The sequence below is a fragment of the Acinetobacter lactucae genome, from assembly GCF_013344765.1.
Taxonomy (GTDB): domain Bacteria; phylum Pseudomonadota; class Gammaproteobacteria; order Pseudomonadales; family Moraxellaceae; genus Acinetobacter; species Acinetobacter lactucae_A.
Genome location: NZ_JABVBF010000008.1, coordinates 1 through 18,327, shown reverse-complemented (window position 1 = coordinate 18,327; position 18,327 = coordinate 1). Strand labels below are relative to the sequence as shown.

Annotated in this window: 15 protein-coding genes; 11 read left to right on the top strand and 4 right to left on the bottom strand. The window is 41.3% G+C overall.

The window, feature by feature from the left end:
* Positions 1–370 precede the first annotated feature (370 nt).
* Both HUN22_RS02065 and HUN22_RS02060 read left to right on the top strand, forming a co-directional pair.
* Positions 371–1,447 carry an aromatic ring-hydroxylating dioxygenase subunit alpha gene (locus HUN22_RS02065; protein WP_174726310.1) on the top strand — a complete coding sequence of 359 codons (1,077 nt, stop codon included), beginning with the start codon at positions 371–373 and terminating at the stop codon, positions 1,445–1,447.
* Positions 1,448–1,459: 12 nt separating this feature from the next.
* A complete protein-coding gene (locus HUN22_RS02060; RefSeq protein ID WP_174726309.1) occupies positions 1,460–2,404 on the top strand; it encodes a PDR/VanB family oxidoreductase in 945 nt (314 codons plus the stop codon).
* A 43-nt stretch (positions 2,405–2,447) separates the two neighbouring features.
* On the opposite strand, the gene HUN22_RS02055 is transcribed toward HUN22_RS02060, so the two are convergent.
* The 3 genes from HUN22_RS02055 to mhpT all read right to left on the bottom strand — a co-directional run bounded on the left by HUN22_RS02055 (position 2,448) and on the right by mhpT (position 5,008).
* Positions 2,448–3,140, bottom strand: coding sequence for a GntR family transcriptional regulator (locus HUN22_RS02055; protein ID WP_174726308.1), 693 nt, complete (start codon positions 3,138–3,140; stop codon positions 2,448–2,450).
* Between the two features lie 106 nt (positions 3,141–3,246).
* A complete protein-coding gene (locus tag HUN22_RS02050) occupies positions 3,247–3,705 on the bottom strand; it encodes a MarR family winged helix-turn-helix transcriptional regulator (protein ID WP_000252463.1) in 459 nt (152 codons plus the stop codon).
* Between the two features lie 70 nt (positions 3,706–3,775).
* Positions 3,776–5,008 (bottom strand): 3-(3-hydroxy-phenyl)propionate transporter MhpT, encoded by a 1,233-nt coding sequence (mhpT, locus tag HUN22_RS02045; protein ID WP_174726307.1) that lies wholly within the window; start codon positions 5,006–5,008, stop codon positions 3,776–3,778.
* A gap of 248 nt (positions 5,009–5,256) precedes the next feature.
* Here mhpT and HUN22_RS02040 point away from each other — a divergent pair, with 248 nt between their 5' ends.
* The 8 genes from HUN22_RS02040 to HUN22_RS02005 all read left to right on the top strand — a co-directional run bounded on the left by HUN22_RS02040 (position 5,257) and on the right by HUN22_RS02005 (position 15,393).
* Entirely contained in the window at positions 5,257–6,096 is an 840-nt protein-coding gene (locus HUN22_RS02040) for a p-hydroxycinnamoyl CoA hydratase/lyase (RefSeq protein WP_174726306.1), read from the top strand.
* Positions 6,097–6,133: 37 nt separating this feature from the next.
* Positions 6,134–7,585, top strand: coding sequence for an aldehyde dehydrogenase (locus tag HUN22_RS02035; protein ID WP_174726305.1), 1,452 nt, complete (start codon positions 6,134–6,136; stop codon positions 7,583–7,585).
* Between the two features lie 81 nt (positions 7,586–7,666).
* Positions 7,667–9,553 carry a feruloyl-CoA synthase gene (locus HUN22_RS02030; RefSeq protein WP_174726304.1) on the top strand — a complete coding sequence of 629 codons (1,887 nt, stop codon included), beginning with the start codon at positions 7,667–7,669 and terminating at the stop codon, positions 9,551–9,553.
* 74 nt (positions 9,554–9,627) lie between these two features.
* Entirely contained in the window at positions 9,628–10,767 is a 1,140-nt protein-coding gene (locus HUN22_RS02025; RefSeq protein ID WP_174726303.1) for an acyl-CoA dehydrogenase family protein, read from the top strand.
* An 82-nt stretch (positions 10,768–10,849) separates the two neighbouring features.
* Positions 10,850–12,100: an OprD family porin gene (locus HUN22_RS02020; RefSeq protein WP_217488033.1), complete on the top strand. Its 1,251-nt coding sequence runs from the start codon at positions 10,850–10,852 to the stop codon at positions 12,098–12,100.
* 79 nt (positions 12,101–12,179) lie between these two features.
* Complete coding sequence (locus tag HUN22_RS02015; RefSeq protein ID WP_174726302.1) at positions 12,180–12,569, top strand: PaaI family thioesterase; 390 nt, start codon at positions 12,180–12,182, stop codon at positions 12,567–12,569.
* A 32-nt stretch (positions 12,570–12,601) separates the two neighbouring features.
* On the top strand, positions 12,602–14,353 hold the full coding sequence (locus HUN22_RS02010) for a tannase/feruloyl esterase family alpha/beta hydrolase (protein WP_174726301.1): 1,752 nt from the start codon (positions 12,602–12,604) through the stop codon (positions 14,351–14,353).
* Positions 14,354–14,496: 143 nt separating this feature from the next.
* Positions 14,497–15,393: a DMT family transporter gene (locus HUN22_RS02005; protein WP_174726300.1), complete on the top strand. Its 897-nt coding sequence runs from the start codon at positions 14,497–14,499 to the stop codon at positions 15,391–15,393.
* Between the two features lie 15 nt (positions 15,394–15,408).
* On the opposite strand, the gene HUN22_RS02000 is transcribed toward HUN22_RS02005, so the two are convergent.
* Positions 15,409–16,479: an AraC family transcriptional regulator gene (locus tag HUN22_RS02000; RefSeq protein ID WP_174726299.1), complete on the bottom strand. Its 1,071-nt coding sequence runs from the start codon at positions 16,477–16,479 to the stop codon at positions 15,409–15,411.
* A 131-nt stretch (positions 16,480–16,610) separates the two neighbouring features.
* Here HUN22_RS02000 and HUN22_RS01995 point away from each other — a divergent pair, with 131 nt between their 5' ends.
* The gene (locus HUN22_RS01995) at positions 16,611–18,071 is read left to right on the top strand and encodes a coniferyl aldehyde dehydrogenase (RefSeq protein WP_174726298.1); all 1,461 of its coding nucleotides are present in this window, start codon (positions 16,611–16,613) and stop codon (positions 18,069–18,071) included.
* Positions 18,072–18,327 lie beyond the last annotated feature (256 nt).

The following is an 18,327-nucleotide window of genomic DNA, read 5'->3' as shown; positions in this document are numbered from 1 at the left end:
GGCACAAGTTATGCTGGCAGGCATGCGCTCGTGCTGAATGTAACAGATCATCACTAATAATATCCCCCACATCTTGAAGTGCAGATAAGCTATCTTTTGCATTTATAACAGCCTCTCAATACACTTTTAGCTTTTAAATCATCATCCTCCATAATGGCTTGACCACAGTCATTATGGATCCAAACAAAAGCTAATAAAAATTTCGACCATAAAACTTAAAAGAAATACAAAAGCCCCAAAGAACTTTAAAACACAAACATAATAACCAACTTTAAAGACCAATATTTTTTAAAAAATATACTGCTTATCAATTGACCATTATTTTTATTTATTATAAATTGGATCCAATAAGTGATAAGGAGTCGTCACAATGTTTATTAAAAATGCTTGGTATGTAGCCTGCCGCCCAGAAGAAATTCAAGACAAACCGTTAGGTCGCACCATCTGTGGTGAAAAAATTGTTTTTTACCGTGGCAAAGAAAATCAAGTTGCAGCCGTTGAAGATTTTTGTCCGCATCGAGGTGCTCCACTTTCACTAGGTTATGTCGAAGATGGAAACCTCGTATGTGGTTATCATGGTTTAGTCATGGGCTGTGATGGAAAAACCGTTTCAATGCCAGCCCAACGCATAAATGGTTTCCCTTGCAACAAAGCATATGCAGTTGTCGAAAAGTTCGGTTTTATTTGGATATGGCCAGGCGAGAAAGCTTTAGCAGATGAAGCAAAACTGCCAACTTTAGAATGGGCAGATCATCCTCAATGGAGCTATGGCGGAGGCCTATTTCACATTCAGTGTGATTATCGCTTGATGGTCGATAACCTGATGGATTTAACCCACGAAACCTATGTTCACTCAAGCAGCATCGGACAAAAAGAAATTGATGAGTCATTACCAGTCACTAAAGTTGACGGCGACCATGTCATTACCGAACGCTATATGGAAAATGTGATCGCACCTCCATTTTGGCAAATGGCCCTTCGCGGCAATCATTTGGCTGATGATGTACCTGTTGACCGTTGGCAACGTTGCCACTTCTTTGCGCCAAGTAATGTCCACATTGAAGTAGGTGTAGCGCATGCTGGACATGGGGGTTATCACGCACCAAATGACAAAAAAGTTTCCTCAATTGTGGTCGATTTTATTACGCCAGAGACTGAAACTTCACATTGGTATTTCTGGGGAATGGCACGCAACTTCCAGCCAGATAATGCTGAACTCACCGATCAAATTCGTGAAGGCCAAGGCAAAATCTTTACTGAAGATTTAGAAATGCTAGAGCAACAGCAACAAAACATTTTAAACAATCCACATCGCAAGTTACTGATGCTCAACATCGACGCAGGCGGTGTACAGTCTCGTAAAGTGATTGAGCGACTACTTGCCGAAGAAAATAAAACACCTCCTGAAACATCCGCACAAAAGTTTCCAAACATTCGGATTATTTAAAGGAGCATGAACATGGACGTTATTATTCAAAAAATTCATCAGCTCACCCCAACCATTCGTGCGTTTGAATTGGTTGCAGCAAATGGTACGGAGCTGCCGAGTTTTGAAGCAGGTGCGCACATTGATGTACATCTAAAAAACGGTCTCACCCGTCAATATTCACTTTCAAACTGTTGTAGTGAAAAACATCGTTATGTGATTGGTGTTTTACATGATGCCAATTCACGCGGTGGTTCACGTTGCATCCACACTGAATATTATGAAGGCGATCATTTAAAAATTGGTGAGCCGCGTAATTTATTTGAGATTCATCCTCAAACCAAACAAGCGGTTTTATTTGCGGGTGGTATCGGTATTACCCCTATTTTGTCGATGGCGTATCGGCTTAAGTCGGCCAATATTCCTTTTGAATTACACTACTTTGTTCGTAGTCATGAAATGATTGCCTTTTATGGCAACTTAACCGAGCACTTTGGTGAACAAGTCCATTTTCATATTCAAGATCAGCCAGATACCGAATGTAATATGGCAGAGGTTTTGGGCCGAGCTTCACCACATAGACACTTATATGTATGTGGACCTACAGGATTTATGCAGTTTGTCATGAACGCGGCCGAACAAGCAGGTTGGCATAGCGAACAGTTACATCAAGAGCATTTTGTCGCGCAAAAAGTAGATACGTCTAATGATGAAGCTTTTACAATTGAAGTGAAAGGTACAGGCCGCCGAATTGAAGTATTGCCAGAGCAGACTGCTACTGAAGCATTAATTGCGAATGGTTTTGATATTCCTGTTTCATGTGAACAAGGCATTTGCGGCACCTGTATTACCCGCGTTGTAGAGGGTACGCCTGATCATCGAGATCTATTTATGACCGATGAGGAACATGCATTGAACGACCAATTTACACCCTGCTGTTCTCGTGCAAAAACTAAAAATCTTGTGATTGAACTTTAATACCTAAGTTCCTTTATTCAAAAATAAAGGAACTTATTTCACCTTAAGCACTTAAAACATTTCGTAGTGTTTCACCTAAAATCACCACACTGCTGTGTTCACGCATTAAGGTTTCAGCACGCCCTGCCTGACGATTTACCAATGCATCGAAAATCGAACAATGCTGCAAATGTGCATAGTGCAAACGGCGATATTCCGATAAAGCTTGGTTCTGGTCATAGGTAATGGCTTGGGCAGAAGCCATCGGCAATTGATTGTTTTTCGCTAAAGCCTGTATGAGTGCAACGTTTTGCGCACCTTCAATAATGGTATCATGAAAGATGACATTAAAATGGTGATAACGCTCCAGTTCAGCATCGCTAAACTCGTCTGTTTCATTAAATAATTTTTCAGTTTCTTGAATGCAATGTTGTAGCTTCTTTTTCTGCTCTTCGCTTAAGCCTTGTTCTGCCAAAGTTTTTGCAGCCAATCCTTCAAGCACACCGCGTACTTCAAGCGCATCATGAACGAGTTGTTCTGAAATTTCACGAACCGTGTAACCACGAGTCGGGTTTTTAATGAGGAGCCCTTCTTGCTCAAGCAAGCGAAAGGCTATACGAACAGGCTGCCTTGAAACGCCAAGTAACTCGGCAGTCGGGATTTCGGCAATTCTGGCACCGCCTTCGAGTTCCCCTGAAATAATCATTTTTCTTAGTTTTAGTAAAACTTGTTGTCCTGAAGACATTCGTTGCCACACATCATCAAAAACGTCACTTCGATGCTAGCAAGTTCATTTGCAAAATGAAATCAATTTTCTGTGTGAATCAGTACTTAGCAATTTAACTCAACCTAAACAAACACACTTATTTAAAATTTTTAAGATTATTCACCATAATATCGAGATTATTACGAATTAAATAAGCCAAGTTAATATCAATGCCTTCAAGCATTTTTTCTTCGACTTTTAAAACCACTTCATTGCATTTGTTTAATTTTTCAATCCCGCTTTCGGTCAGGGTAATTAAAATACGGCGGCCATGTGTCGGGTCCGGTTTTTTCTCAATCCAGCCATTCACCAGTAAATCTTGCAAGATTTTATTGGCAGATTGAGGCTTTATGAAAGAACGCTCAGCAAGCTTGGCATTGGATAAATTACTTTTTGAAGCTAAAACAGAAAGTGCGGTAAATTGCGGTAAGGTAATTTCAAGCTCTTTTAAATGTTCTGTTAAATGTTTACTAATAATTCGGTCAACACGAGCAATCATGTAACTTAACTTAGGCTCATCTTCTACTTTTTTTTGAACTAAATTCGAACGTACCATAACCTTTCAATCATCATAATAAAATCTGTAGTGAAAGTATGAGGTTCTAACCCCATACTTTCGTTAAAACTTAGCGAGCACCTGAGCTTTGTACTAAATGTACAGGCTGTTTAGGTTTTTTGACAAGAAGTAATGCAGAGATCGCTGCAATTAAAATCACTGGAATACTTGAACCAATCACGATGGTCGAGCTTTGCCCAAGCGAGAGTAAAAAACCAGCCATTAAAGGTCCAGCAAACGAACCAATACGCCCGATTGCAACCGCAGCGCCAACTCCGGTTCCACGCATTTCGGTTGGATAATACATGGCCGCCAGACCATACAACGCCGATTGTCCACCCACAATGAATAAGCCACAACCCACTGCCGAAAGTGCAAGTAAAGCAACGGTTGGAGAAATTGCTAAACAGCATAGTGAGAATAAAATGCCGAGATAAATTAGCTTAATCACAAAACTCATGCGTAATTTATCAAGCAATACGCCCATCAGAACCGAACCTAAAATTCCGCCAACGTTATAGCCCATCTGTACATAGTTCGCCTGTAGTTTTGATAATCCCTGCGCACCCATGAGTAACGGCAACCAGTTCAACAAGAAATACAGTACCACCAGCGTACAGAAAAAACTTATCCAAAGTTGAATGGTTGACATACGACGCTCTTTGGCAAATAAAACCTCAAAGAATGGTGTGGTTTTTTGCGCCTGAACTTTACGTTGCAGGTAATCATTTGACTCAGGTAAAAAGCGCATAATCAGTGGAATGAGTAAAATAGGCGCAATCCCCCCGATATAGAAAATATGACGCCACTCTGCATCACCTGCCAACGACATAGCAACGACGGAAGTGAGTAAGCCACCAAAAGGAATGCCACTATACATCACACTAACCGCAGTACCTTTGTGCTGGTCAGGTACAGCTTCAGAGGCAAGTGTAATCATCATGGGTAATGCTCCACCCATTCCCAAACCAGTACAAAAACGAATGAGTAGCAACAGACTAAAATTGGCCGCATAGGCGGTTAGCAAAGACATAATTCCAAAAAGTAAGATACTAAAAATCAGAATTTTCTTACGCCCGATAATATCGGCAAACCGACCACCTAATATTGCGCCTGGGAGTGTTCCCAAAATTGCAGCACTAAATGCCCACGCCATCTGGGCATTATCTAACATAAACTCAGCCCGCATTCGTGGAGCGGCTACCCCCATTGATTGAAGATCAAAGCCTTCAAAAATCGCTATGGCAAAGCACAGTAGCAAAGTGATTTTTGCCCTTGAAGGCTGTCCTGATATTTTTTCCATTGTGTTGTCCTTTATTGACTAGTCGTTCCATTTAGCCCTTTGTGTATTGTTGTTTAAACACACCAAAAATATCAGTTAAACTTACTAAAAAATCAACATATTTTTATATTAAATTAATTTAAAAAAAAATTAATATTTATAATACAATGAATTAAAAAATATTTATGAAATTTTATAAAAAAGACTTGAATGTAAGTTTAACTGATATTAGATTAAATCCCAGAACAGCAAAAAATCATTCAAGGAGTATGAAGATGAGTTATGAAAACCGCTGGGAAACAGTAGATGTTAAAGTTGAAGAAGGAATTGCATGGGTCACCCTAAACCGCCCAGAAAAGAAAAATGCCATGAGCCCAACACTCAATCGTGAAATGATTGATGTGCTTGAAACCCTTGAGCTTGATCGAAATGCTAAAGTTTTGGTTCTGACTGGTGCAGGTGACTCTTGGACAGCGGGTATGGATTTGAAGGAATATTTCCGTGAAGTCGATACTCAACCAGAGATTTTCCAAGAGCGTATTCGTCGTGACTCATGTCGCTGGCAGTGGCAACTTCTTCGGATGTATTCAAAGCCAACCATTGCCATGGTCAACGGCTGGTGTTTCGGAGGCGGTTTCTCACCTTTAGTGGCATGTGACCTAGCAATTGCAGCAGATGAAGCAACTTTCGGTTTATCTGAAATTAACTGGGGTATCCCACCGGGCAACCTTGTAAGCAAAGCAATGGCAGATACCGTAGGTCATCGTGCATCTTTGTATTACATCATGACAGGTAAAACCTTTAGTGGTAAAGAAGCTGAAACGATGGGTCTTGTGAATAAAAGTGTACCGCTTGCCCAATTAAAAGCAGAAGTGACTGAACTTGCAAATTGCTTACTCGAGAAAAACCCTGTGGTTCTTCGTACTGCTAAAAATGGCTTTAAGCGTTGCCGTGAACTGACATGGGACCAAAACGAAGATTACTTATATGCCAAACTCGATCAATGTATCCACCGAGATACTGAAAATGGTCGCCAAGAAGGTTTGAAACAATTCTTAGATGAAAAATCAATTAAACCGGGTTTACAGAGTTATAAACGTACTGGTTAACTTTTGATTCTTTAATGGCAATGTAAGGACGCAACCCATGCAAAATGTACAGTTACTTATTCACGGTCAATCTGTTGATGCATCAAATCAGGCAACTTTTGAGCGTATCAGTCCAATTGATGGATCGGTGGCAACTAAAGCTGCTGCTGCAACACTGGAAGATGTTGATCGTGCCATCGATTCGGCACAGCAAGCTTTTAAAGTTTGGTCGAAGCTCTCGCCTACCGAGCGCCGTTTACGCTTATTAAAAGCAGCCGATTTAATGGACCAAAAAACCGAGCAATTCATTCAAACTGGAATGCAAGAAACAGGTTCAACTGCAACATGGTATGGGTTTAACGTTCACCTTGCTGCCAACATGTTACGTGAAGCAGCAGCAATGACCACACAAATTGACGGAAGCCTGATTCCGTCAGATGTGCCGGGCAATCTTGCAATGGGTGTGCGAGTTCCTTGTGGTGTGATTGTAGGAATTGCACCTTGGAATGCCCCTGTCATTTTGGCAACACGTGCGCTTGCTATGCCTTTGGCTTGTGGTAACACGGTAGTGTTAAAAGCATCAGAAGCCTGTCCAGCAACACATCGTCTCATTGGTGAAGTGTTACATGAAGCAGGTCTAGGTGAAGGTGTGGTGAATGTAATTACGCATGCCGCTGAAGATGCACCACAAATCGTGGAGCGTTTAGTGTCTCACCCAGCCGTGAAGCGCATTAATTTTACCGGTTCAACCAAAGTCGGCAAAATTATTGCCGAGACTGCTGCTAAATATTTAAAACCTGTTTTACTTGAATTGGGTGGTAAAGCCCCTGTTGTGGTTTTAAATGAAGCTGACATTAATGAAGCCGTAAATGCAGTTGCTTTTGGAGCATTCTTTAATCAGGGGCAAATTTGTATGTCGACCGAACGTGTTTTGGTTCAAGACAAAATTGCCGACCAATTTATTGAAAAACTGATTGAAAAAACCCGCTCTATTCGGGCAGGTAATCCAACTTCAAAAGACAATGTACTCGGTGTTTTAGAAAGTCGACGTGCTGCAAACCGTATTCAGCATTTGCTAGAAGATGCCCAAAACAAAGGTGCTGACTTACCTTTAGGCATTCATATTGAAGACACCACCATGCAACCGACGCTGGTGCTCAATATTAAATCTGACATGCTGCTTTACCGCGAAGAATCATTTGGACCTGTATGCACAGTTCAACGTTTTTCAAGCATTGAAGAAGGCATAGCACTGGCAAATGACAGCGAGTTTGGTCTGTCTTCGGCAGTGTTTAGCCAGAATATTTCACAGGCATTAGAAGTCGCTAAACAGATTGATTCGGGTATTTGTCATATTAACGGCGCAACCGTACATGACGAAGCTCAAATGCCATTTGGCGGAACAAAATCGAGTGGTTACGGACGTTTTGGTAGTAAAGTCTCTGTTGCCGAATTTACCGAACTACGCTGGATTACCATTCAAACCCAATCACGTCATTACCCGATTTAGTCAGGGTAATGCGGAAAACAACATATTAAATAAAAATTGCATGATGCAAAAAATAAAGCGCAGTGATGCGCTTCCCATGGAGTGAAAGAAATGCAAATGAATGCCACTCAATCACAAGACCGCGAACGGTTCGTAAAATTAGGGCAACATGATATTCATTATCACCACAAAGATGACACGCTCTATATCAGCCCAAAAGAGCAATTAAAACCGTATCCACAAAAACTGACAGATCGGTTAATTCATTTTGCACAAACCAAACCAGACCATATTTTTGCAGCGAAACGCAATGCTCAAGGCGAATGGGTCAAACTGAGTTATGCAGAAGTTTTACAACGTGCATGGCACATTGCTCAGGCATTACATGACCGTAATTTAAGCCAAGAACGACCACTCGTTATTTTAAGTGGTAATGATCTCGAACATTTAACTCTGTCTATGGGTGCCATGTTGGCAGGTGTGCCTTTCTCTGCTATTTCCCCTGCCTACTCTCTGATTTCCCAAGACTTTGGCAAACTCAAACATGTATTTGAAGTGCTCACTCCTGGTATGGTCTATGCCAGCGATGGGCAAGCTTTTGCCAAAGCGATTCAGGCATGTATTACGCCTGATATTGAAGTGGTGACCAATAAAGGAATTGTAGGCGATCAGATCTGCACATCTTTTCAGTCGCTATTAGATACGCCAGTTTCAAATGTACAAGAGTTTTATCAAACCCTTGATGAAAACCAGATTGCCAAATTTCTGTTTACATCAGGTTCAACCAAATTGCCTAAAGCTGTACCGACCACGCATTTAATGTTGTGTGTTAATCAGCAAATGTTATTGCAAACTTTCCCTGAGTTTGAAGAAACGCCGCCTGTCCTACTCGACTGGCTGTCTTGGCACCACACCTTTGGCGGCAGTCACAATGTCGGCATTGCGCTCTATAACGGAGGCACCATTTACATTGATGATGGCAAACCCGTTGCAGGAAAATTTGACGAAACTATTCGTAATTTGAAAGAAATTTCTCCAACCGTTTATTTAAATGTGCCAAAAGGTTGGGAAGAACTCACTGAAGCTTTAGAAAAAGATGAAGAATTAAGAGACCGCTTTTTTGCCAAAGTTAAAATTTTATTCTTTGCAGGTGCAGCGCTTTCAGAAGCGGGCTGGAACAGACTCGATAAAATTGCTCAGCAACATTGCGGAGAAAAAATTCGTATTATGAGCGGCTTGGGCATGACAGAAACAGCACCATCTTGTGCTTTTACAACTGGTCCACGCGTGATGGCAGGCTTTATTGGTTACCCTGCTCCGGGATGCGAAATTAAGCTGGTGCCATGTGGTGACAAACTTGAGTTTTGTGTTCGTGGCAAACATGTCATGAAAGGCTATTGGCGTTTAAAGGCAGACCAGCAAAGCACAGTTTTTGACGACGAAGGCTTTTTCCATACGGGTGATGCCGTTCGTTTAGTCGATGTGAATGATCCAACTAAAGGTCTAATGTACGACGGACGAATTGCTGAAGACTTTAAACTCAATACGGGTACTTTTGTAAATGTCGGCACACTACGCAATAAAGTGCTCATTCAAGGTAATTTACTGGTTCAGGAGGTTTGTATTACTGGTTCAAACCTGAATGCTGTTGGCTTTCTGATTTTTCCAAAATTAGAAGCATGTGCTCAATATGCAGGCCTTAAGCTTGGCGAACATTCTGCAACAGAGATATTACAGCATCCTAAAGTCCAGCAATGGTTCCGCCAATTTTTAACGACCTTCAATAAAGATGCGACTGGTAGCTCAAATACAGTCTCAATGCTTTATTTAATGACCGAGCCACCTCAACTCGATGCAGGCGAAGTGACCGATAAAGGCAACCTCAATCAAAGCAATATTACCAAGCGTCGTGCCGCTTTAATTGATGAGCTTTATCAAAAGCAAACTGATAACCCGCTGATTATTCGGGTGCCCACCTTAAAGCAATAAGCCATTGAAATAAAAAGGAAGCTCAAACTTCGGTTTGGGCCTTAGCCTCACTTTTGCCTAAAAAAAGGTTCAACATGCCACACGATACAGAATTTGAACTATTTCGGGACAGCTATCGCAGGTTCTTAAAAGAACAGGTTGCTCCGTATTATGAACAGTGGGAACACGATGGTCTTATCCCACGTGATCTATGGCTTCGTCTTGGGGAAAATGGCTTTTTGTGTGTTGATGTGCCCGAGGAATATGGCGGCTATGGCGCTCCTGTTCATTACTCGCTCATGCTGGTTCAAGAAACTGCTCAAGCGGGCTTTGCGTCTCTGGCGGTTGCCATAGGTGGACAAAATGAGTTGGTCTCTCCTTACCTGCAAAATATTGGAACTGAAGAGCAAAAACGTTATTGGTTACCAAAAATGGTGACAGGGGAAGTCGTCACTGCAATTGCCATGACCGAAGCAAATGCGGGTTCAGACTTACAAGCCATACGCACTCAAGCCATTTTAGAAAATGACCACTATCGTGTGAATGGTTCAAAAACGTTTATCTCAAATGGTTTGCACGCCGACCTGATCGTTCTGGTAGCAAAAACCGATCCGCAAGCCAAAGCAAAAGGCATTTCAATCTTATTAGTTGATGCTGCTTTAGACGGCGTCAAAAAAGGCCGTTCATTACAAAAAATCGGGCTGCATGCCCAAGATACAGCCGAACTATTTTTTGATGATGTTTGTGTGCCTGCAACTCAACGTTTGGGTGAAGAAGGACAAGGCTTTGCCTATTTAATGCAAGAGTTACCTCGCGAACGTTTAAGTATTTCCATGATGGCTTTGGGGGCCATTTGGGGGGCTATTGAAATCACTAAAGACTATGTACTAGAGCGCAAAGCGTTTGGGCAGCCCTTAAGCCAAATGCAAAACACTCGTTTTGTGCTCGCAAATGCCCAAATCAAAGCAAAAGCCGCACAAGCTTTTGTAGACCAATGTGCAGCGCTATATCAACAACACCATTTAAGCGTCACTCAAGTTGCCGCACTGAAATGCTTTATTACCGATGTCCAATGTGAAGTGATTGATCAATTACTTCAGCTTTTTGGTGGATACGGTTACATGCAGGAATACCAGATTTCACGCTTTTTTGTGGATGCACGGGTACAAAAAATTTATGGGGGAACCAATGAAATTATGAAAGAAATCGTAGCCCGAGAACTGCTCGGAAAATAATTCGATTTAAAAACCGAATAAGGCAGACACAACAACTATGCCTTGTTGAAAACAAAAAAATGTTATTTCAGGAAGAAATGCTATGTCGAAATTATGGATGTACTCTACCCTTATGCTCTCAGGCTCAGTCTGTGCGGGTAGTTTTATTGACAACAGTTCAGTAGAACTCACCACACGAAATTTCTATTTTGACCGCGACTACCAAGAGCAATCTGCTTACCCTGCTGCCAAGGACTGGACACAAGGTTTTATTCTTAAAGCCAATTCAGGTTATACCGAAGGGACTGTCGGTTTTGGGCTGGATGTGCTTGCAACGGCAGGTTTTAAACTCGATGCCGACGCAGAACATGGAGGTACAGGAAACTTACCTAGAGACACGCGTACCAATGAACCCGCTGACTCTTATGGCGAAATTGGGGTCACAGCAAAAGCGAAAATGAGCCAAACCGAGCTACGCATTGGTACGCTCATGCCAATGAACCCTGTTTTGGTGGCGTCACCTGCTCGTTTGCTTCCTCAAACCTATAGAGGCATTTCACTGACCAGTAAAGATATTAAAGATTTTGATTTACAGGCAGCCTATCTCGATAAAGTGAATCATCGTGATTCGACCAACTATGAAAAAATTAAAATTTCAGGCGTGAATGGACGTTTTAAAAGTGCCGAAACTGATGGGCTTTATTATTTAGGTGGAAACTATCAGTTTAATCCTGCACTCAAGCTCACCGCTTTTTACATGGATGTTGATGATCTTTATAACCAAACCATGGTCGGTGCCTTACACCAACATAAAATTAATGACACTACTAATCTTAGCTCGCAGTTACGCTACTACCGCAGCCGTGATGACGGACAAGCAAAAGCAGGTTTAGTCGATAATGACCTTTATCATGCGCATTTCGAACTTAAACATCAAAACCATAAATTTATTTTTGGAACCTTCCAGCATCACGGCGACACCGCATTTCCGTATTTGACTGGAGGTGAAACCGGACTTCTTATTGATACATGGCCGGGTGAGTTTTTAAACCCCAAAGAAAAAGCCTATAGCTTCCGTTATGAATATGACTTTAAAGATTATGTACCGGGTTTACGTTTCATGACTCGTTACACCACAGGTCACAATATTTATGCTCCCAACTTAGGTGGAACCAATTTAAAAGAACGCGAAACAGACTTTGATTTAGGCTACACCGTTCAAAGTGGCTGGTTAAAAAATCTAGGGTTACGCGCGCGTTATGCCATTTATGACAACAACATGCTCTCTACAGCCAACATCAAACCTGTAAACGAAACCCGTATCAACATCGACTACACATGGAAATTTAAATAATTCAAAACGAGAGGTTCTGTCACACATAGAACCTCTTTTTAATTTCGGGAAATAAATGATTAAGGATGGAGCCTTTATTATGAATCAAAAAACTTTAGAACACTTACCACCCATCCATCACCATTTGGGTGGACACAATATTCATTGGAATGACAAAAATACTGAGCTCACCATCCACTACACAGCGCTAGAAAGCTTCACCAATCCACGCGGCACCGTTGAAGGTGGCATGATCTGCGCCATGCTTGACGACGTGATGGGACTTTTTGCATATCTTGCCAATGACCGTAAACCAGCCACCACCATTAACTTAACCATGGATTTTTTAAAACCCTGTGCTGTAGGCGAAGTTATTACTAAATGCCGTTTCATTAAACAAGGCAAAACTGTACTGAATCTCGAAAGTGAAGCTTGGCAAAACAACAAAATGATTGCACGAAGTACAGCTAATTTTCTGGTTTTAGATTAATTGCAAACATTCATTCAATAAGGATATGAATAATGAATTACACCAACAATAAACGAATTTTGATCCACTCTGCTTTAGTACTTGCCATGCTTGGTTCTTTGGCAGGCTGTGGAAGTGATAGTGATGACACAACGGCTCCCTCAACAACCAAACCACCTCAGTTATCTCCTGCTGTTGGCGTAAAAATGACAGGTAGCTGTTCAGACTTACTCGGCTTTCAATACAACAATACCGTCATTAGCTCAGCTACTCTTCAAGAAGCAGGCACATTGACTGTCGCCAATAAACCGATTGGCGCTCATTGTTTGGTTAAAGGTTATATGGATCAACGAATAAGCCCTGTCGATGGACAAACGTATCAAATTGGTTTTGAAATGCGCTTACCTGTTGATTGGAACGGCCGTTTTCTCTATCAAGGCAATGGTGGAACCGATGGTAATTTAGTCCCAGCAACGGGTCAGGTTGGTAGCGGTGGACCACTCACCAATGCCCTGCATGATGGTTTTGCGGTTATTTCTTCCGATGCAGGACATAATGCTTCACAAAATCCAATGTTTGGTTTAGACCCTCAAGCCAGAATTAACTACGGCTACGGAGCAATTACCAAACTCACGCCTATGGCAAAAAACCTAATTAAAGCCGCATATGGTAAATTGCCAGATCGCTCCTATGCAGGTGGTACATCTAACGGCGGGCGTCATGCCATGATTGCTGCAACCCGTTTGGGCGACCAATATGATGGAATTTTAGCAAGTACACCAGGTTTTCATTTACCTCGTGCAGCAGCGGCTCAACTCTACACAGCGCAGCAGCTTCGTCGTGTTGCAACAGATGAAAATGACCTAAGTACCGCTCTTACTCTTTCGGAACGTAAAGTATTAGCAAAAGCGATTTTAGATCGATGCGATGCTTTAGACGGTGTTGCAGATGGACTCGTTCAAGACGTCGAGGCTTGTCGTACAACTTTTGATATTCACAAAGATGTACCCGTTTGCTCAAGCACAAGAAATGGTACTTGTTTAAGCACCGAACAAATTGATGTATTAGCCAACATTTACCGTGGTCCTATAAATTCGGCTGGACAAGCGCTCTATGCAACCCAGCCTTTCGACCCCGGTTTAGTCGGCAGTAACTGGGCAAGCTGGAAATTTGAATCTTCGGTGGGAACAGCACGTGACCCTGTTGCTGTTGGTATTCTTTTTCAGGTTCCACCAGACCCAACTGTGACTCAAAACTCTAGACAATTTGCCTTTAATTTTAACTTCGATACTGACTATCCAAAACTCTCGGCAACTAATGATATATACACCGAAAGTTCAATGTCATTCATGATGCCACCCGATGAATTGAATCTGGATAAACTCCGTAATCATGGTGGCAAAATGATTGTGGTACAAGGCACAGCAGACGGTGTTTTCTCTGTGGATGACACCCAAAATTGGTACGATCAACTGCTACAACACTATAAAAATGATGCAAAAGGTACAGCACCCGAATTTGCACGTTTCTTTAGAGTTCCGGGCATGAACCATACCCGTGATGGTATTGCGACCGACCAATTTGATGCGCTGACTGCCTTAGTCAACTGGGTGGAATATGGGCAAGTACCTGACAAAATAATAGCGACTGCACGCGGAGCAGGTAACCCTAGTGGTCAGGTAAATACCGAGCTTCCTCAAGATTGGGCACCTGACCGTACCCGTCCACTTTGTCCTTACCCACTGATTGCCCGTTACAATGGTCAAGGTGATAGCGAAAAAGCTGAAAACTTTAGCTGTAAATAGCACCCTAAAAATTAAAAGAGAGCTAAACAGGCTCTCTTTTTTATTTTGCTAAGCATCACTGTTGAATCATTATCAAATGATATTTCATCCAATACCCGCATCACTGCTAAGATAACATCGAAAATTAAAAACTGTATTTCTCTATGCAAAATCAGACTGCTTCAAATCTCCCCTCTACACAACTTGGAAAAGCACTGCTTTGTCTTATGACATCAGCATTATTATTTTCCATTATGGGGGTATGCATACGTTTTGCTTCACAAACGGTGGACAATGCCACCGTCGTGTTTTTTAGAAATGCAGTAGGTTTATTTATTTTTATTCCGATGCTCTTTAAACAGGGGCTAGACTTTATTAAAACCGATAAACTCTGGATGCATACTTGGCGAAGTATTGTCGGGCTAGCCGCAATGTATGGTTTTTTCTATGCCATTGCGAACTTAAAACTATCGAATGCCATGGTTTTTAGTTATTCATCTCCTATTTTTATTCCACTGATTGCATGGCTTTTCTTAAAAGAAAAAATCACTAAGTCGATGATTTTTGCTGCTGTGATTGGACTCGTTGGGGTTTTATTTGTCGCTAAACCTGACCAAGGCCTACTCAATGCATTGTCCTTTATTGGTTTAGGCGCATGTTTTTTATCAGCGATGGCTTTTGTAACTGTAAGAGCTTTAACTAGTACAGAGCCGCCTGAACGTATTGTTTTTTATTTCTGTATTTTTGGTAGCTTAATTTCATCAATTCCAATGTTCTGGCATTGGCGTATTTTCACTTGGCATGAACTCGCCTTGCTGATTGCCGCAGGACTTTTAGCAAACATTAGTCAGCTTTTTATGTCTTATGCTTATAGCTTAGCACCAGCGGGACAAATTGGCCCAATGAACTACATCGCAATTGTTTTTGCAGGGATTTGGGGATTTATTTTTTGGCATGAATTACCGGATCTGTTTAGCATTATCGGCATATGTATTATTTTATTTGCCATTTTGCTCTGTAATCCATTTTTGCAGAAAAAGTTACTTTCTCGATTTAAGTAGCAGCCAAACTTGATTTTAATTTTGGTACTGTATTCGATACTCATTTGGTGAAATGCCTGTCCAGTGACGATAGGCTTTTCTAAAATTAGAGGTATCTGAAAAGCCAATTCTCTCAGCAATTTCATCTACGGTTAAAGTTGTCTCTCGCAAATATTCATCCGCAAGACGGCGCCGAGTCTCATCTAATAACTCTTGATAAGTCAGACTAAAACTTGCCAAACGCCGATGTAAGGTACGCTTTGACATATGTAACCGTTCAGCCATTTCTTGAGCTGATGGAAAAAGCCCTGTTCCATCCAATAATATTAAACGAATCGTTTTCACCAACTCAGGCTCTTCAAGTTCAGCAGCACCTAGCATCCGCTCACAAAACGACTTACACATATCCGCGGTAATCGGGTTGGCATTCGGGCAAGGTACATCGAGCCATTTTAAATCAAAGTGCCATTGCATCACCCCAGCATTAAACTGAACAGGACAATGAAACACTTTTTCGTATTCCTCTGCGTAATCAGGTGCTGGATAAGGCAATAAAAGCTTCTTCGCTTGAAATGGCCCTTCAAGCACACGTTCAATTAAGGTTTGCATTGAGCTAAACCAAAACTCGCACACTAAAGGCAAAAGCTTACCAAGTGCAATAATGTCCTGCCCTTCAAAAACAGCAGCGTCATCTCGAATATAAAAAGACTTCTTTAAAATAGGTCCTGCAAGTTTAATATGTCGGATGCCAAGCTCTACCGCTTGTCTAAAATTACGCGAAGAGTAAAGTGCGTAACCATACACCCCAAAATCTAATAACCGCTGCTTTTGCCCTGCACGCAGACCAATTAAGGGATCGTGAGATAATTTTTGAATATTTTGAAATAACTGAATTTTTTGGACTTGAGAAATATATAAAGAGGATTGATTCATCGTATCTGGTGAAATATTTGTGCCAGACAGAACTTCTGATATTGAATGGCCTTGCGAACCCATTTCATCAAATAAACTGGTCAAACCCAGCAAATATGTATTCGAGCCTAAGGATGTATTATCATAATTTCGTTCGATAACTCTATTTGCATTTTTATAAAGATTATTAGGCATTTAACTCACACCATCCCTAGAGTGACGTGCATAATGGCACTAAACTACCTCTTGTTGTCTCAATTTAACATCGACCATACAACGCTTCAAGCATAAAGTATGATAAGCAAAAGTATGGGAAGGAATAAAAAATGGAAAGCTCCACTTTAAAAGAATATAGCGGCTCTGCCACTGAACATATGGAACTTATTTTTTCCAAACAACGTGCCAATTTTGAGGCGGATCCCTATCCAAGTCTTGAGACACGCCGCACCAAACTGCATCAACTCAAAAAACAAATTATCCGTTATCAAGATGCTTTAGCTGCTGCGATTAATTCTGATTTTAGTTCAAGATCACTTGATGAATCTAAACTACTAGATTTGCTTGGGTCAGTGCTAGAAGCTGATCATGCGATTCATCATTTACGCCGCTGGATGCGTCCAAGTAAACGCCGTACCGAACTTTTATTTTTATCAAACCGCTTAAGTGTGCAATATCAACCTAAAGGCGTGGTTGGTGTGATTGTGCCTTGGAACTTCCCCGTTTATTTAGCACTTGGTCCGCTCATTGCCGCATTAGCTGCGGGCAACCGAGTCATGATTAAATTGTCTGAAATTACACCAAACACTAATGCAATGCTACGACGTATGCTCGCCGAAGTCTTTAATGAAGATGAAGTCGCAGTCTTTGGTGAAGAAATTACAGACCCAGCAAGATTTACCTCTTTACCGTTTAACCATATTGTATTTACTGGCTCTCCAGCTATTGGCAAAGTGGTAATGAGAGCAGCAGCTGAAAATCTAACTCCTGTTACACTCGAATTAGGTGGCAAATCACCAGCAATTGTGAGCCGTAACTACCCGATTGCCGATGCCGCAAAACGTATTACGCATGGTAAGGCTACCAACAGTGGGCAAATCTGTGTAGCGCCTGACTATGCTTTGGTTCAAAAAGAAAGTATTGATGAATTTGTGGATGCTGCAAAATCAAGCTTTATAAAAATGTTTGGTCAAAACATCACAAACAATGAGAATTACACGTCCATTGTGAACGACCGTCATTTAAAACGTATTCAAGATATTTTGACCGATGCACAAGAAAAAGGTGCGCGGATTATTCCTTGCGACACTTATAGCTTTGACCAACAAGGCCGCAGAATGCCTGTACAGATTGTACTTAACTGCACTCCCGACATGCGCATTATGAAAGAAGAACTCTTTGGCCCTATTTTACCTGTCGTTGCATATGATTCTTTAGATGATGCGATTACCTATGTGAAATCGGATGAACGACCTTTAGCGCTTTATTGCTTTACGCATAGCTCGGTAGAACGTGACCGTATTTTGCGTGAAACTCATTCGGGTGGAGTGACCATCAATGATTGGGGCTGGCATGTAGTTAACCATGATGCTCCTTTCGGTGGTATTGGCAACTCAGGCATGGGTTCATATCATGGTGAAGAAGGTTTCCGTGAACTTTCACATGCGAAAACTGTATTTATTCGCCATAGGTTCTTCCCAACTCAGCTTTTCCATCCTCCTTATGGAACATTCCTACAAAAATTAGCGATTCGCTTTTTCTTGAAAAAAGGCGATCCAAATATTAAATAAGGATGATAAAAAAAGCCTCGTAATGAGGCTTTTTTCTGGTTTTTAATTGATCAACGGTTTTAAAAGAATAATAAAAAATCTAAGTCATAAAACTTTACCTAAACAATGGCAAATTACTGCACAACCATCTGTTTTATAACTAAAAATAGACCCGAGCTATTAATTTTAAAATTTATTTAATAAATTCTATTGTATACCCATCAATCTTTTTTTGGTCATTTTCAAACAGCTTCAATTTAATCAATCCACTAGTAAC

Excerpts from the sequence above, each read along its gene's own strand:
- HUN22_RS02065 (WP_174726310.1), top strand. The coding sequence starts at position 371 with ATGTTTATTAAAAATGCTTGGTATGTAGCCTGCCGCCCAGAAGAAATT.
- HUN22_RS02060 (WP_174726309.1), top strand. The coding sequence starts at position 1,460 with ATGGACGTTATTATTCAAAAAATTCATCAGCTCACCCCAACCATTCGT.
- HUN22_RS02050 (WP_000252463.1), bottom strand. The coding sequence starts at position 3,705 with ATGGTACGTTCGAATTTAGTTCAAAAAAAAGTAGAAGATGAGCCTAAG.
- mhpT (WP_174726307.1), bottom strand. The coding sequence starts at position 5,008 with ATGGAAAAAATATCAGGACAGCCTTCAAGGGCAAAAATCACTTTGCTA.
- HUN22_RS02040 (WP_174726306.1), top strand. The coding sequence starts at position 5,257 with ATGAAGATGAGTTATGAAAACCGCTGGGAAACAGTAGATGTTAAAGTT.
- HUN22_RS02035 (WP_174726305.1), top strand. The coding sequence starts at position 6,134 with ATGCAAAATGTACAGTTACTTATTCACGGTCAATCTGTTGATGCATCA.
- HUN22_RS02025 (WP_174726303.1), top strand. The coding sequence starts at position 9,628 with ATGCCACACGATACAGAATTTGAACTATTTCGGGACAGCTATCGCAGG.
- HUN22_RS02020 (WP_217488033.1), top strand. The coding sequence starts at position 10,850 with ATGTCGAAATTATGGATGTACTCTACCCTTATGCTCTCAGGCTCAGTC.
- HUN22_RS02015 (WP_174726302.1), top strand. The coding sequence starts at position 12,180 with ATGAATCAAAAAACTTTAGAACACTTACCACCCATCCATCACCATTTG.
- HUN22_RS02010 (WP_174726301.1), top strand. The coding sequence starts at position 12,602 with ATGAATTACACCAACAATAAACGAATTTTGATCCACTCTGCTTTAGTA.
- HUN22_RS02005 (WP_174726300.1), top strand. The coding sequence starts at position 14,497 with ATGCAAAATCAGACTGCTTCAAATCTCCCCTCTACACAACTTGGAAAA.
- HUN22_RS02000 (WP_174726299.1), bottom strand. The coding sequence starts at position 16,479 with ATGCCTAATAATCTTTATAAAAATGCAAATAGAGTTATCGAACGAAAT.
- HUN22_RS01995 (WP_174726298.1), top strand. The coding sequence starts at position 16,611 with ATGGAAAGCTCCACTTTAAAAGAATATAGCGGCTCTGCCACTGAACAT.